Consider the following 12783-nt stretch of genomic DNA (forward strand, 5'->3'; position numbering starts at 1 on the left):
GGATCACCTGGGGTAGGCTGGTGCGGGAAGAAGCCCTCGCCACTCAACCACCCGCCCCCAAAGGTCACCCCGCATGGAACTCCGCCACCTCCGCCACTTCGTTGCCCTCGCCGAGGAGGAACACTTCGGGCGGGCCGCCGAGCGCGTCTTCGTGGTGCAACAGGCGCTGTCGAACTCGATCCGCAACCTGGAGGACGAGGTGGGCGTGCCGCTCGTGCTGCGGACGACGCGGCGGGTGCAGCTCACCCCGGCGGGCCGGGAGTTCCTGATCGGCGCGCGGGAGACGCTGGCGCAGGCGGCGCAGACGGTCGAGCGGGCGCGGCGGGCGGCGCGGGGCGAGGTGGGGCACCTGACGGTCGGCTTCGTGAGCGGGCTGGCCTTCGGCGGCCTGCCAGAGATCGTGCGTTCCTTCCGCGAAGCTTTCCCGAACGTCAGCGTGGAGCTGCGCGAGCTGACCGCCCAGGAGCAGGAGGCGGCGTTGCGCGGCGGCCAGATCGAACTCGGCCTGATGCTGCTGCCCGTGCGCGACCCGGGGCTCGACTCGCGTCCCCTCTGGCGTCAGCCCCTCGTCGCCGCGCTGCCCTCCGGACATCCCCTGGCCCGCAAGCGCCGCCTGAAGATCGGGGACCTCGCGGGGGAGCGTTTCGTCTTCTTCCCCCGCCACCTGCGCGCCACCTACTTCGATCAGGTCATGCGCTGGTGTGCCTCCTCCGGCTTCACGCCCAACGTGGTGCAGGAGGCCATCGAGATTCCCACCCTGCTTTCCCTCGTGGCGGCGGGCATCGGCGTCTTCCTGCCCATCGAGTTCTTCAGCCGCCTCGCCCTGCCCGGCGTGGTCTACCGACCGCTGGAGGACGCCCCGGTGGTGGAGATCGTCGCGGTGTGGAGAAGGGAGGCAGGAAGGGACCCGACGCTGCGGGCCTTCCTGACGGTGGCGCGGGAGGCGCTGGAGAAGGGAGAGGGAGCATAGTCCTTCCGGCCTATAGGCGGCGGGGCCCAGGCTCCTTACCCTGCGGCCTATGCGGCGTGTCCTCGTCGTCGGCTGCCCCGGTGCGGGCAAAAGCACCTTCGCCCGGGGGCTGGCCGTGCGGACGGGCCTCCCCCTCACACATCTGGATGAGCTGTACTGGCACCCGGGCTGGAGGCGAGTGGAGCCGTCCCTGTGGCACAGGCGGCTGCAAAAGGCTCTCGGCGAAGAGGCTTGGATTCTCGACGGCAACTTTTCGACCACCCTGCTGGAGCGGGCGTACCGGGCGGACACGGTGTTCTTCCTGAGGCCGCCCCGCCGGGTGTGTCTGTGGCGGGCCTTCTGGCGAGAGGCGCTGGGAAGGCACCTCCACGGCGACCACCCCGCGAAGTGGCCCTCCCGTGCCCTCCTGCTGGACATCTGGCAGTTTCAACCCCAGGCCGACTGGCAGCTCGCGCAACTGCGGACGGTGCCGGGACTGAGGGTGAAGGTGCTGCACAGCGACGCCGATATGGCGGTGGCTGGGCTGATCTCCGTCACCCCGCTCCTCCTTCACCCAGCCGCAACACCTCCTCCCCACCCTTCCCCCTGACTACGTTTTCAGCGTAAAATAAAAGGATGCTACGGGTAAAGTCCGACTTTACGCCCTCCGGAGACCAGCCGACCGCCATTCGCAGTCTGGTGGACGGCCTGGAGTCGGGCCTGCGCTTCCAGACGCTGCTCGGCGCGACGGGCACGGGCAAGACCTACTCGATGGCGAAGGTCATCGAGGAGACGGGCCGCCCCGCGCTGATCATGGCCCCCAACAAGATTTTGACCGCCCAGCTCGCCGCCGAGTTCCGCGAGTTCTTCCCCGACGCGGCGGTCGAGTTCTTCATCTCCTACTACGACTACTACCAGCCGGAAGCCTACGTCCCCGGCAAGGACCTCTTCATCGAAAAGGACGCCTCCATCAACCAGGAGATCGAGCGGCTGCGGCACTCCACCACCCGCAGCCTCCTCACCCGCCGGGACACCATCGTGGTCGCGTCGGTGTCGTGCATCTACGGCCTGGGGGACCCCGCCGAGTACCGGGCGCTGAATCTGATCCTGAAAGTGGGCGAGAAGGTGAGCCGCGACGAGATTCTGGGCCGCCTTGTGACTATGCAGTACGAGCGCAACGACCTCGAGATGGCGCCGGGCCGCTTCCGCGCCAAGGGCGACACGGTGGAGGTCTGGCCGAGCTACGACGAACAGCCGCTGAGGGTCGAACTGTGGGGCGACGACGTGGACCGCATTCAGGTCGTGCATCCGGTGACGGGCGACAAGCTGGCTGACCTCGACGCCACCATCGTCTATCCGGCCAAGCACTACGTCTCCAGCGCGGGGAACATCGAGCGGGCCATCGTGACGATCCAGCAGGAGCTGGACGAGCGGCTCGAATATTTCAAGAGTGTCGGCAAGCTGCTCGAAGCCCAGCGGATCAAGGAGCGGACCCTCTACGACCTGGAGATGCTCAAGGTGCTGGGCTACTGCTCGGGCATCGAGAACTACTCGCGGCACATCGACGGACGCACTCCCGGGGCCACGCCGTACACCATGCTCGACTACTTCCCGGACGACTTCGTGACCTTCATCGACGAGTCGCACGTGACGGTGCCACAGATCGGCGGGATGGCGAACGGCGACCGGGCCCGCAAGCAGACGCTGGTGGACTACGGCTTCCGCCTGCCCAGCGCGATGGACAACCGCCCGCTGAACTTCCAGGAGTTCCTGGAGAAGACCGGGCAGACCGTCTTCGTCTCCGCCACCCCCGGCCCCTTCGAGCGCGAGGTGAGCGACGGCGTGGCCGACCAGATCATCCGCCCGACCGGGCTGGTGGACCCACCCGTCACCGTCAGCCCGATCAAGGGCCAGATCGAGGACCTGCTGGGCCGGGTGCGCGCGCGGGCGGCGAAGGGGGAGCGCACCCTCGTCACGACCCTGACGAAGCGGATGGCGGAGGACCTGACCGAATACATGCTCGAAAAGGGAGTCCGGACCCGCTACATGCACTCGGACATCGACTCGGTGGAGCGGCAGGTCATCATCCGCGACCTGCGGCTGGGGCACTACGACGTGCTGGTGGGCATCAACCTGCTGCGCGAGGGGCTGGACCTGCCGGAGGTGTCGCTCGTCGCCATTCTCGACGCGGACAAGCCGGGGTTCTTGCGCAGCGAGCGGGCGCTGATCCAGACCATCGGGCGGGCGGCGCGCAACCTGAACGGCGAGGTTGTGCTGTACGCCGACGAGATGACGCCCGCGATGAGAAGCGCGATGGACGAGACGGCCCGCCGCCGCGAGAAGCAGATCGCGTACAACGAGGCGCACGGCATCACGCCCACCACGGTCGTCAAGGGAGTGCGCAACGTGATTCGCGGGGAGGAAACGCCCGACGAGATCAGTTCCGAGAGCGTCGGCGACGACCGTGACGCCCTGACCGCCCAGCTCACCGAACTCGAACTCGACATGTGGCAGGCGTCCGAGGACCTCGACTTCGAGCGGGCCGCGAGCCTGCGTGACCAGATTCGCGCCATCGAGGCGAGACTTCAGGGCAAGGAGTTCAAGCAGGCGACGGTGCCGGGACAGAAGGTGCGCAGGAAGGGGCGGCGGTAGGACCACAGACCACCCGCAAGCCCACGGGGCCACTCCATCCCACCGGAGCGGCCCCGTGTTCTGCCTGACGTTCAGTGCAAGACCCGCCCTCCCTCCTCCGCCCCGTCCACCTCGCGCCGCTGCGCCGGAAGCACGAGGTTGGCGACGATCCCGACGACGGCGGCGAGGGCCATGCCGGAAAGCGTCAGGGTCGTCCCGCCCACCGCGATGGGAAAGGCCGCCCCGCCCAGCCCCAGCACCAGGATCAGGCTGACCACGATCAGGTTGCGCGAGTGCGCGAAGTCGATCCGCGCCTCGGCCAGGGTGCGGATGCCCACGGAAGCGATCATCCCGAAAAGGAGGATGGACACGCCGCCCAGCACACCCGCTGGCAGACTCTGCAACACGGCGGCGAGCTTGGGCGAGCAGCCGAAGAGGATGGCGAACACGGCCCCGATCCGCAGCACGGCGGGGTCATAGACGCGGGTGAGGGCCAGCACGCCCGTGTTCTCCGCGTAGGTGGTCGCCGCCGGGCCGCCGAGCGCGGCGCTGCTCATGTTGGCGATGCCGTCCGCGAAGAGGGTGCGGCTGAGCCCCGGGTTTTGCAGGAAGTTCTGCCCGACCACCCGCCCGTTGACGATCACGTCCCCCACATGCTCGATAAAGGTCACGACGGCGACCGGCGCGATGATGGCGACCGCCCGCCAGTCGAGGGTCGGGGCGTGGAAGTCCGGCAGGCCGAGCGGGGGCGCGGCGCGGATGGCCGCGAGGGCGTCCGGGGTCACCTGCCCGGCGGCGAGCGCGACGAGGTACCCGACGACCACGCCGACCAGAATCGGGATCATGCGGAAAAGGCCGCGCCCGAACACGCTGGCGACCACGGCGGCGAGGAGGGTGGCGAGGGCCAGCCACCAGTTCGTCTTCGCCTGGCCCACCGCCACGTTCGACAGCCCCAACCCGATCACGATGATGACGGGGCCGGTGACGACGGGCGGGAACACCTGCAAGAGGCGGTTCGTGCCAAACCACTTCACCAGCCCGCTGAAGAGCAGGTACATCGCCCCGGCGGCGATCAGCCCGCCCGCCGCCGCACCCGGCCCGAATTCCCTGACGACCAGGGTGGTGGGCGCGATAAAGGCGAAGCTCGACCCCAGGAAGATGGGCACCCGCCCGCCCGTGAGGAGGTGGAAGATCAGGGTGGCGACCCCCGCGCCGAAGAGGGCCACGCTGGGCGAGAGGCCGACGAGGATGGGCACGAGGACGGTCGCGCCGAACATGGCGATGGAATGCTGGAGGCCCAGCACGAGGCGGCGCTCCGGGCGAGTCGGCGCGGAGGGCGGGGCGGGGTCGGCAGTCTGGGTCATGGGGCCTCCAGTGGGCGAGCATAGCCCCTGCCGATTCGGGGCAGAGGCGGGCGGGCTGGACGTGAGGCCGGGCACCGCGACCCCGGGCACGCTACGCTGGCGGGCATGACGGGCATCAATCCCAAGGGGGACCTGATCGCGCGCCTCGCGGCGCTGGGGCTGGGCACGCCGACCTTCGACGCCACCTCGGAGGGCCCGCCCCACGACCTCACCTTCCACGCGACGGTGACGGCGGCGGGCCGCGTGCTGGGCGAGGGCGAGGGCCGCAGCAAACGCGAGGCCGAGCGCGCGGCGGCGGAGGCGGCCCTGGCGGCGCTGGACGCCGGGCCGGGAACAGCGGAGGGAAGCGGCGCGTGGCCCATCTACGCCCCCGTCCTCGCCGAGGCGCTGGAGGTGGCCCTCGAACTCGCGGACGATGACGCCGCGCTCGACGACGTGCGCCGCGAGGCCGCCCGCCTCTACCGCGACCTCCTCGCCGACCTCGGGCACGGGCCGGGGGAAGGGTGAGCCTCAAGCTCCCCACCCGCCCGGCGGGCGTCCTGTTCGACATGGACGGCGTGCTCATGAGCAACAACCCCTGGCACCGTCAGGCCTGGCAGGAGGTCGCCGCCGAGTTGCTCGGCCTGACGCTCAGCCCCCACGACCTCGACACCAAGGTGGACGGCGGGCGCAACCCCGAGATCATCGAGCGGCTGACCGGAAAGGCACCCGACGCGGACCTGGCGATGCGTTTCCACGTCGCCAAGGAGACCCGTTACCGGGACCTGGCGCGCGGGCAGCTCCGGGAAGTCGCGGGCCTGGGCGAGTACCTGAACGCGCTGGAGGAGCGCGGCGTCCCCTTCGCCCTCGTCACCAGCGCGGACGCCGTGAACGTCGAGTTCGGCATGGAGGCGCTGGGCGTCGGGCACCGCTTCGGGCCGCGCGTGCTGGGCGAACACGTCACGCGCGGCAAGCCCCACCCCGAGCCCTTCGAGCGGGGGGCGGCGCTGCTCGGCCTCGATCCTAAAGACTGCCTCGCCCACGAGGACGCGGTGAATGGGGTCAGGAGCGCGGCGGGCGCGGGCTGCACGGTCGTGGCGCTGACGACGACGGCTTCCTCCGAGGTCCTGCTCGCGGCGGGGGCGACGGTGACCGTTCCCGACTTCACCCGCTGGCGCGAATGGCTGGCTTGAAGGTCCAGCTTTGAAGGGCGCCGACGCCGAGGACCGGGCCGCCGCGTATCTGCAAGCCCTGGGGCGGGAGGTCGTGGCCCGCAACTACCGTATGCCGGGTGGGGAGATCGACCTGATCACCCGCGAGGGCGAGACGCTCGTCTTCACCGAGGTCCGGCAGCGGAAGAACGCCCGCTTCGGGGGCGCCGCCGAGAGCGTCACCGCGCGCAAGCTCGCCCTGATGCACCGCGCCGCCCTGACCTACCTCACCCGCGAGCATGGCCGCGACGACCTCCCCTGCCGCCTGGAGGTGCTGACCATCGACGGCGCGGCGCAGACGGGGAGGGTCACGCTGATCCCGCTGGACGGCGCGTAGCCGGGGCTACCAGTTCACCATCGAGTCCCGGAGAATCTGCGCCAGATCGTCTCCACTCGGAACCTTCGGCGCGACGGCGAGGAGGCGCTGCTGCTTGAGGGCCCCCTCTACCAGCGCGGGGATGTCGGCCTCGGCGTACCCGAGTTCGCGCACGCCGCTCGGCGCCCCCACGTCGCGCATCAGCGAGATCAGGGCGTTCGGCAACGCTTCCCGGTCGTCCGGGCTGTACGCCTCGCCCGTCAGGAAACTCGCGGCCCGCACGTGCTTTTCCGGATCGGCGTCGAAGGTGAAGCGGAAGGCGGCGGGGGCGGTCACGATCACGGAGAAGCCGTGGGGCACGAAGACCTTCCCGCCGGGGTAGCCGGGGTGGCGGTAGACGTGCCTGAGGCCCGCCAGCGGGTACGCGCACGCGTGCGGGATGTGGACGCCCGCCGAGCCGAAGCCGACCCCCGCCATCGTCGCGCTCAGCATCATGAAGCCGCGCGCCTCCACGTCGTCCGCGTCGTGAACAGCTCGGCGCAGGTACTCGCCCCCGTAGCGGATCGCCTGCGCGGACCAGAGGTCGGCGACCGGATTGCTCCCCTGATAGGGCGGGCGGTCGTCGGGACTACCGGGCCGGGGGCGGCTGGTGTACGGGCGGCCCAGGAAGCTCTCGGCAGCGTGGCACACCACGTCCAGCCCCGCCGAGGCGATGACGGCCCCCGGCGCCGAGCGGGTGAGTTCCGGGTCCACGATGGCCTGTGTCGGGCGCATGGTGCGGTGGCTGATGCCGGTCTTGATGCCCAGTTCCGGCAGGTCGAGGATCGCCACCGTCGTCGCCTCGGAGCCCGAGCCCGCGGTCGTCGGGAGGGCGAGGAGGGGGCGCAGGGGCGAGGGCGGTTTTCTGCCGCCGCCGACGGGCGGATTCACGTAGTCCATGATCTCGCCGCCGTGGGTGGTGAGGAGGTTGGCGACCTTCGCCGTGTCGATGGCGCTGCCCCCGCCGATGGCGACGAAACCGTCCGGGTTGGCCTCGCGCGCGGCCGCCACCGCCCGGTTTAACGCGTCCAGGCTCGGCTCGGTCTCCACGTCGTCCCACTCGATGAGATCGGCACCGGACGCGCGCAGGCTTTCCAGGATCGGACCGGCCACCCCCCGCACCCCCGGGTCCACCACCACGAAGGCGCGGCGCACGCCCAGGCGCGCGAGTTCCCACCCGGCGTCGTGCGCGGCGCCCGCCCCGAACTTCACGGGGGTGGCCTCGATGGTGAAGATCGTCTCGTGTTCGCCAGCCGTCATGCGTCACCTCCAGGCGGAGACAAACTCCAGCCAGATCGTCCTTTTGAAGTCCGGGCAGCCTAACACCCGCCCCGGCACGGCTCAACCGTGCGGCTGGACGCCCCCGGACGAGGCGTTAAGATGAGCCCCATTCCACAGGCAGGCACCCGAACGGGCGGCGAGCGTCCGTCCCCATCCCTTTCCCCAGGAGCGAATCCATGAGCGCACAGACCGTCACCGGACCCGTCGAGGCCGATCAACTCGGCCTGACCCTGCCCCATGAGCACGTGATCTTCGGCTACCCCGGCTACCAGGGGGACGTGACCCTCGGAGGCTTTGATCGGGAGGCCGTGCTGACCCAGTGCCTCCAGATGGCCGAGGCCGTCAAAGCGCGGGGCGTGAGGACCGTCGTGGACGCCACCCCGAACGAGTGCGGGCGCGATCCCCTGTTCCTGCGCGAGGTGAGCGAGCGCTCCGGCCTGAACATCCTCTGCTCCAGCGGCTACTACTACGAGGGGGAGGGCGGCACGACCTACTTCAAGTTCCGCTTCTCTCTGGGCGCGGGCGTGGAGGAGGTTTACGACATGATGCTCCGCGAGGTCACCGAGGGCATCGGGGGAACCGGCATCCGGGCGGGCGTCCTCAAGCTGGCGAGCAGCCGGGACGAGATCACCCCCTACGAGCGGGTCTTCTTCCAGGCGGCGGCCCGCGTGCAGCGCGAGACGGGCGTGCCCATCATCACCCACACGCAGGAGGGCACGCAGGGACCGCAGCAGGCCGAACTCCTGGTGGGCGAGGGCGCCGACCCGAACCGCGTCATGATCGGCCACATGGACGGCAACACCGACCCCGACTACCACCGGGAGACGCTGCGGCACGGGGTCAACATCGCCCTCGACCGTATCGGCCTCCAGGGCATCGTGGGGATGCCGCTCGACAGCGACCGGCTGCGGGTGCTGGAGGCGCTGCTGGGCGACGGATACGCCGACCGCATCCTGCTCTCGCACGACAGCATCTGGCACTGGCTGGGCCGCCCGATTCCCATGCCCGAGATGCTGCTGCCCGCCGTCAAGGACTGGCACCCGCTGCACCTCTTCGACGACATCCTGCCCGAACTGGAGCGCCGGGGCATCACCCGCGCGCAGATTGAACAGATGACGGTCGGGAACCCGGCGCGGGTGTTCGGCTAGCCGGGGACCGGAGGGTCAGTACGTGGGTGGGGCGTCCTGGCCGCCGCTTCCGTCCTCGCCGTTCTGGAAGAAGCCGTCGGGCGGCGGGGAGAAGTCGCCGGGGGTGCCTTCCTCACCGGGCGTGACCTCAGGCAACGGCTCGGGCTCGGTCGGCGGCAGCGCCTCGGGAGTTTCGGTGAGGCCCGGTTCGGAAAGCCCCTGCTCGACGCGCGGGTTCTCCTCGGGTTGGGGCTCGGGTTCCTCCGGGAAGGGCACATCCACCGGGGGGCCGCTGTCAAAGCCGCCCTGATCCCCGGTGAAGCTCTCGTCGGTGGGCGGCTCGCCGACGGGCACCTCCTCCTGGGGAACGGGTTCGACGGGCACCTCGACCACGGGCGGCTCGGTAACGATCTCGGGCTGGGGTTGGGGGGTCGGGGCCGTGTAGCGGTTGCGCCTGCCGAAGAAGCCGCCTCCCCCGCTCTCCTGACGGCCGCCGTCGTGGGCCACCTGCTCGGCATCCGCCTCCTCCTCGCGGAAGGCCATCTCGACCTGCCGCACCACCCGGTAGGTGACGCCGCCGGGCTCGCGGAAAGCCTGCCGGGACCGCCCGGCGAGAGCGCCCGAGACCGCCTGCTGCCAGACCGGGGTGGGAATCTCGCCGCTGTAGGCCCAGTTCGGGAGCGGCCCGCCCGCCTGCTTGCCGACCCAGACGGCGCCCGCGACCAGGGGCGTCACGCCCGCGAACCACAGGTCCTTCACGTCGTTCGTGGTGCCCGTCTTGCCGCCCACGTCCCAGCCGGGAATCTGCGCGCGGGTGGCGAGGCCGCCCTGGTATTCGGTGAGGTCGTTCACCACCCCCCGGATCATGTCCAGCCCCAGCCACGCCGTCCGCGCGTCCCAGACCCGTTTGGCCTGCGGCGTCGGGCGGGTGTAGAGCAGTTGGCCGCGCCCGTCCTCCACCCGCCGCACCAGGGAGGGCGCGTAGTAGAGCCCGCCGTTGGCGAACGTGGCGTATGCGGCGGCCATCTGAAGCGGGCTCGCCTCCAGCGTCCCGATGCTCAGGGGCAGGCCCGCGTTTGCGGGAGGATTGAGGCCCAGGTCGCGCAGCTTGGCCTCGAAGGTGTTCAGCCCGATCTCCTGCGCGATGCGGACGGTGGGGAGGTTGAGGCTGTGGTCGAGGGCGTAGCGCATCGTCACGTAGCGGCCCGTCCAGCGCCCGTCGTAGTTCTGCGGCTGGTAGTCGCCCACGATGGGAGAATCGAGCACCACGTCGCTCTGCTTCCAGCCCTTCTCCAGCGCGAGGGTGTACAGGAGCGGCTTGATCGAGCTGCCGACCTGCCGCCGCGCCTGGGTCGCGTTGTTCCAGTCGCCCGGGCGCCCGCCCGTGAGCTTTTGCCCGACGAGCGCGAGCGCCTCCCCATTCGCCGGGTTCACGAGCGCCATACCGAGGGTCGCGCCCTCCGGCAGCCGCGCGTTCAGGCTGGCCTGCTCGGCACTCTGCTGGGCCTGGAGGTCCATCCCGGTGAAGACCTTGCCGCCGCCATACAGCGCCTTGCGCCCGATCAGGGGGATCAGTTCGCGCTCGACCGCCTGGAGGTAGTGGAAGGCCGACTGCACGGGGGGCCGGGGCATGTTCTCCTGCAACCTCCCGGGCCGCTCCAGCACGGCGGAGCGCACGGTGCCGTCGCTGTTCCAGCCGATGCGCCAGCCCGCCGGGTAGATCGGCGTGCGCCACGCGACGTTCGCCTGCCCGCGGGTCACCCGCCCGTCCTCCACCATGCGGTCGAGGAGGTCGCGCATCAGGGGCCGGTACGCCTTGAAATCCTTGTACCGCTTGTTGGGCGCGGGCACCAGGGTCGTGAGGTACACGCTCTCGGCGAGGTTGAGGTCCGAGGCACTCTTCTTGAAGTACGCCCGCGCGGCGGTCTCGGCCCCCACGATGTCGCTGCGGCCCCCGTCGCCCCAGTAGATGACGTTCAGATACGCGTTCAGAATCTGCTGTTTGTTGAAGCTGCGCTCCAGTTGGTAGGCCAGGACAGCCTCCTTGAACTTACGCTCGGGCGTTCGCGCGCTCTTCAGGTCGGCGAGCAACGTGTTCTTGATGACCTGCTGGGTGATGGAAGAACCGCCCTCCAGGTCGTTTTTCAGCAGGCCCTTGAGCAGCCCGCGCGCGATCCCGATGTAATCGACCCCGTGGTGCTCGAAGAAGCGGCGGTCCTCGCTCGTCACGATGGCTTTCTGGAGGGGAGGGCTGATCTCGCCGAGTTGCAGGAGGTGACGGTTTACGCTCTCGCCGCTGCCGAGGGTGGGCGTCAGCGTCCCCACGAGCTTGCCCGTGCGGTCGTACACGCGGGTCTGGCCGCTGAACTCCAGCACGTCGAGGTCCCCCACGCTCGGCAGGTCGCGCCCCCACATCCACCACAGGCCGCCCGCCCCCGCCGTTCCGAGCAGGAGCAGCACACCGAGGCCAGTGAAAAACCGCATGGCTCTCACTCTACCGGCCTTTGATGTGACGACCCGGGGCACGGGTCACGGTGGAAGGAGGGGCGGGGGCGAACATCTCACCGCCCAGGGTAGGGGGATGGGGAGGGCGCGTCATCCGCCGGAAGAATGAGGGAGGGGGGTTAGGCGGGGGTTAACGCGGGACAATCAGAGGTCGTAGCGAGCAGCTATGGCACGGAGAGCATCGAGAGTCGGCACGAGGTGTCCGTCACCAACCTCGCTCAGCCAACGGGCTTCCGGGCCAGGTCCCAGTCTCAACAATTTCAAGAGCGCTTCGAAGGAGACCCGGCGAACATCCTCGTCCAGATCATCTGTCAAGGCCCGAACGAGAGCATCATCCCACGCGTCTGCTTGTACGCCAAGGACAGCGGCAGCGGCCAGGCGTACATCCTCACGTGAGTCCGAAAGCAGCATGAAACGGACTTGCCCGAGCAGTTCGGCGGCGTCTGCCAGGTCGTAGTGAAACCCAACAAGCTCCAGCGCACCCAGGCGAATGAACCCATCAGGATGCTGGAGGGCACGGCTCAGGTGGGGCAGGAGGTCGCCGTCCTGCCCCTCGGCGAGCTGATGCACTGCGGGCCAGAGGGCGTTCCACTCTTCAGCAGGATTGCCTGTGGCCGCAGCCTCAAGCAGCCGTGCGAGGCGGTCCAGCGTCGTTTGCCGATCTGCAACCATGCAGCGTTTCTCCTCACACCTGGGCCGCAGTTATCCCCTGGAAAGCCCCTCACATTGACCGCCCGTCGTCCACCGGGTTGAACGTCTCTCCACGTTACAGCGCGCGTCCCCTCCTCTGCGCCGAAGAGCAGCGCCGCCCTACACTCCCCCCATGTCCCCCACCCTTCTCCTCGTCTCGGGCCTGCCCGCCTCCGGCAAGACGCACCTCGGCTCGCGGCTGGCGCGGGAACTGGGGTGGCCGTTCGTCAGCAAGGACGAGTACAAGCAGCTCCTGCACGACCATCTCCCCGAGCTGACGCGGGCGCAGGCGGGACCGCTGAGCTTCGGGATCATGTACCACGTGGCGGGCGTGATCCTCGCGGCGGGCGGGAGCGTGGTATTGGAGACGCATTTCTATCTGGGGCTGAGCGAGCCGAAGATCGAACGACTGGCCGACCCTCATGCCGCGCGGGTCGTTCAACTCTTCTGCGAGGCACCCCTCCCCGAGCTGAAGCGGCGACACGCCGAACGGGTGGCCTCGGGTGCCCGGCCCCACATCGACCTGCCGTTCGACCATGCGGAGTTGCCGGGGAACGCCTGCTGGTCTCCCCTGGCGCTGGACGCCGCACTGCTCCGGGTGGACACGACCACGCCCCTCGACCTGCCGGACCTCGCCCGGTGGGTCCGGCACAACGGCTGAGGGGAAGGCCCCACCCGGAACTCTTCCCCT

The 12783-nt window shown here is 69.8% G+C and carries 12 protein-coding genes; 8 read left to right on the plus strand and 4 right to left on the minus strand.

Translation table 11 applies throughout. From position 1 onward, the window contains the following. Positions 1–73: 73 nt before the first annotated feature. From IC605_RS20100 to uvrB, 3 genes are read left to right on the plus strand one after another with little or no spacing between them, the layout of a single operon-like run. Positions 74–970 carry a LysR family transcriptional regulator gene (locus tag IC605_RS20100; RefSeq protein ID WP_216328313.1) on the plus strand — a complete coding sequence of 299 codons (897 nt, stop codon included), beginning with the start codon at positions 74–76 and terminating at the stop codon, positions 968–970. Positions 971–1019: 49 nt separating this feature from the next. After that, positions 1020–1559 (plus strand): P-loop NTPase family protein, encoded by a 540-nt coding sequence (locus IC605_RS20105; protein WP_246581101.1) that lies wholly within the window; start codon positions 1020–1022, stop codon positions 1557–1559. A 26-nt stretch (positions 1560–1585) separates the two neighbouring features. Continuing rightward, positions 1586–3601, plus strand: coding sequence for an excinuclease ABC subunit UvrB (gene uvrB, locus IC605_RS20110; protein WP_216328315.1), 2016 nt, complete (start codon positions 1586–1588; stop codon positions 3599–3601). A gap of 71 nt (positions 3602–3672) precedes the next feature. Here the strand turns inward: uvrB and IC605_RS20115 are convergent, their stop codons facing one another. Continuing rightward, complete coding sequence (locus tag IC605_RS20115) at positions 3673–4944, minus strand: uracil-xanthine permease family protein (protein WP_216328317.1); 1272 nt, start codon at positions 4942–4944, stop codon at positions 3673–3675. Between the two features lie 105 nt (positions 4945–5049). Here IC605_RS20115 and IC605_RS20120 point away from each other — a divergent pair, with 105 nt between their 5' ends. From IC605_RS20120 to IC605_RS20130, 3 genes are read left to right on the plus strand one after another with little or no spacing between them, the layout of a single operon-like run. Beyond that, a complete protein-coding gene (locus IC605_RS20120) occupies positions 5050–5451 on the plus strand; it encodes a putative dsRNA-binding protein (RefSeq protein ID WP_246581102.1) in 402 nt (133 codons plus the stop codon). Beyond that, on the plus strand, positions 5448–6116 hold the full coding sequence (locus IC605_RS20125) for an HAD family hydrolase (protein WP_216328319.1): 669 nt from the start codon (positions 5448–5450) through the stop codon (positions 6114–6116). Before IC605_RS20120 ends, IC605_RS20125 begins: the two co-directional genes overlap by 4 nt. Positions 6117–6126: 10 nt before the next feature. After that, positions 6127–6471 carry a YraN family protein gene (locus IC605_RS20130; RefSeq protein ID WP_216328321.1) on the plus strand — a complete coding sequence of 115 codons (345 nt, stop codon included), beginning with the start codon at positions 6127–6129 and terminating at the stop codon, positions 6469–6471. A gap of 6 nt (positions 6472–6477) precedes the next feature. Here the strand turns inward: IC605_RS20130 and IC605_RS20135 are convergent, their stop codons facing one another. Further along, complete coding sequence (locus IC605_RS20135) at positions 6478–7749, minus strand: hydroxyacid-oxoacid transhydrogenase (protein ID WP_216328323.1); 1272 nt, start codon at positions 7747–7749, stop codon at positions 6478–6480. Positions 7750–7946: 197 nt separating this feature from the next. Here IC605_RS20135 and IC605_RS20140 point away from each other — a divergent pair, with 197 nt between their 5' ends. Beyond that, positions 7947–8918 (plus strand): phosphotriesterase family protein, encoded by a 972-nt coding sequence (locus IC605_RS20140; RefSeq protein ID WP_216328325.1) that lies wholly within the window; start codon positions 7947–7949, stop codon positions 8916–8918. A 15-nt stretch (positions 8919–8933) separates the two neighbouring features. Here IC605_RS20140 and IC605_RS20145 read toward each other — a convergent pair whose 3' ends face one another. Further along, positions 8934–11381, minus strand: coding sequence for a transglycosylase domain-containing protein (locus tag IC605_RS20145; RefSeq protein WP_216328327.1), 2448 nt, complete (start codon positions 11379–11381; stop codon positions 8934–8936). Between the two features lie 165 nt (positions 11382–11546). Beyond that, positions 11547–12074, minus strand: a complete 528-nt coding sequence (locus IC605_RS20150; protein ID WP_216328329.1) for a HEAT repeat domain-containing protein — start codon at positions 12072–12074, stop codon at positions 11547–11549. A gap of 151 nt (positions 12075–12225) precedes the next feature. On the opposite strand from IC605_RS20150, the gene IC605_RS20155 reads away from it, so the two are divergent. Further along, entirely contained in the window at positions 12226–12753 is a 528-nt protein-coding gene (locus IC605_RS20155) for a P-loop nucleotide/nucleoside kinase family protein (protein WP_216328331.1), read from the plus strand. Positions 12754–12783: the final 30 nt, after the last annotated feature.

Origin of the sequence: Deinococcus aestuarii (assembly GCF_018863415.1) — a bacterium.
GTDB classification, from domain to species: domain Bacteria; phylum Deinococcota; class Deinococci; order Deinococcales; family Deinococcaceae; genus Deinococcus; species Deinococcus aestuarii.

Excerpts from the sequence above, each read along its gene's own strand:
- IC605_RS20150 (WP_216328329.1), bottom strand. The coding sequence starts at position 12,074 with ATGGTTGCAGATCGGCAAACGACGCTGGACCGCCTCGCACGGCTGCTT.
- IC605_RS20100 (WP_216328313.1), top strand. The coding sequence starts at position 74 with ATGGAACTCCGCCACCTCCGCCACTTCGTTGCCCTCGCCGAGGAGGAA.
- IC605_RS20105 (WP_246581101.1), top strand. The coding sequence starts at position 1,020 with ATGCGGCGTGTCCTCGTCGTCGGCTGCCCCGGTGCGGGCAAAAGCACC.
- IC605_RS20115 (WP_216328317.1), bottom strand. The coding sequence starts at position 4,944 with ATGACCCAGACTGCCGACCCCGCCCCGCCCTCCGCGCCGACTCGCCCG.
- IC605_RS20140 (WP_216328325.1), top strand. The coding sequence starts at position 7,947 with ATGAGCGCACAGACCGTCACCGGACCCGTCGAGGCCGATCAACTCGGC.
- IC605_RS20120 (WP_246581102.1), top strand. The coding sequence starts at position 5,050 with ATGACGGGCATCAATCCCAAGGGGGACCTGATCGCGCGCCTCGCGGCG.
- uvrB (WP_216328315.1), top strand. The coding sequence starts at position 1,586 with ATGCTACGGGTAAAGTCCGACTTTACGCCCTCCGGAGACCAGCCGACC.
- IC605_RS20145 (WP_216328327.1), bottom strand. The coding sequence starts at position 11,381 with ATGCGGTTTTTCACTGGCCTCGGTGTGCTGCTCCTGCTCGGAACGGCG.
- IC605_RS20135 (WP_216328323.1), bottom strand. The coding sequence starts at position 7,749 with ATGACGGCTGGCGAACACGAGACGATCTTCACCATCGAGGCCACCCCC.
- IC605_RS20155 (WP_216328331.1), top strand. The coding sequence starts at position 12,226 with ATGTCCCCCACCCTTCTCCTCGTCTCGGGCCTGCCCGCCTCCGGCAAG.